Source organism: Vibrio sp. Vb2131 (assembly GCF_033338535.1).
Lineage (GTDB): Bacteria > Pseudomonadota > Gammaproteobacteria > Enterobacterales > Vibrionaceae > Vibrio > Vibrio alginolyticus.
Genome location: NZ_JAWOSW010000041.1, coordinates 1 through 1,494 on the forward strand (window position 1 = coordinate 1; position 1,494 = coordinate 1,494).

Sequence of the window (1,494 nt, forward strand, 5' to 3'; positions counted from 1 at the left end):
ATCAACTCGAAACTCCTTCGGGTTGTATGGTTAAGTGACTAAGCGTACACGGTGGATGCCTTGGCAGTCAGAGGCGATGAAGGACGTATTAACTTGCGATAAGCCCAGATTAGGTAGTAAAAACCATTTGAGTCTGGGATTTCCGAATGGGGAAACCCAATACCATAAGGTATTACTGTTGAGTGAATACATAGCTCAACAGGGCGAACCGGGGGAACTGAAACATCTAAGTACCCCGAGGAAAAGAAATCAACCGAGATTCCGAAAGTAGCGGCGAGCGAAATTGGACTAGCCCTTAAGCTTTACACGCGTTAGACGAACAGCCTGGAAAGGCCGACGATACAGGGTGATAGTCCCGTAGTTGACGACGTGTGTTCAGTGAAATCGAGTAGGGCGGGACACGTGATATCCTGTCTGAATATGGGGGGACCATCCTCCAAGGCTAAATACTACTGACTGACCGATAGTGAACCAGTACCGTGAGGGAAAGGCGAAAAGAACCCCTGTGAGGGGAGTGAAATAGAACCTGAAACCGTGTACGTACAAGCAGTAGGAGCAGGCTTTGTCCTGTGACTGCGTACCTTTTGTATAATGGGTCAGCGACTTATATTCAGTGGCAAGGTTAACCATCTAGGGGAGCCGTAGGGAAACCGAGTCTTAACTGGGCGTTCAGTCTCTGGATATAGACCCGAAACCAGGTGATCTAGCCATGGGCAGGTTGAAGGTTGAGTAACATCAACTGGAGGACCGAACCGACTAATGTTGAAAAATTAGCGGATGACTTGTGGCTAGGGGTGAAAGGCCAATCAAACCTGGAGATAGCTGGTTCTCCCCGAAAGCTATTTAGGTAGCGCCTCGGACGAATACTACTGGGGGTAGAGCACTGTTAAGGCTAGGGGGTCATCCCGACTTACCAACCCTTTGCAAACTCCGAATACCAGTAAGTACTATCCGGGAGACACACGGCGGGTGCTAACGTCCGTCGTGGAGAGGGAAACAACCCAGACCGCCAGCTAAGGTCCCAAATTACTACTAAGTGGGAAACGATGTGGGAAGGCTCAGACAGCCAGGATGTTGGCTTAGAAGCAGCCATCATTTAAAGAAAGCGTAATAGCTCACTGGTCGAGTCGGCCTGCGCGGAAGATGTAACGGGGCTAAGTAGTAAACCGAAGCTGCGGCAATATACTTTTGTATATTGGGTAGGGGAGCGTTCTGTAAGCGGTTGAAGGTGTGTGGTAACGCATGCTGGACGTATCAGAAGTGCGAATGCTGACATGAGTAACGATAAAGGGGGTGAAAAACCTCCTCGCCGGAAGACCAAGGGTTCCTGTCCAACGTTAATCGGGGCAGGGTAAGTCGACCCCTAAGGCGAGGCCGAAAGGCGTAGTCGATGGGAAACGGGTTAATATTCCCGTACTTCTTACAATTGCGATGGGGGGACGGAGAAGGCTAGGTGGGCCTGGCGACGGTTGTCCAGGTTCAAGTGCGTAGGCT

1 rRNA gene (only partly in view) is annotated in these 1,494 nt (G+C 50.5%); it reads left to right on the top strand.

Features of this window, described 5'->3' with window-relative positions:
* Nucleotides 1-28 precede the first annotated feature (28 nt).
* Nucleotides 29-1,494, top strand: a 23S ribosomal RNA gene (locus R7E38_RS22740) (it continues 1,464 nt past the right edge of the window).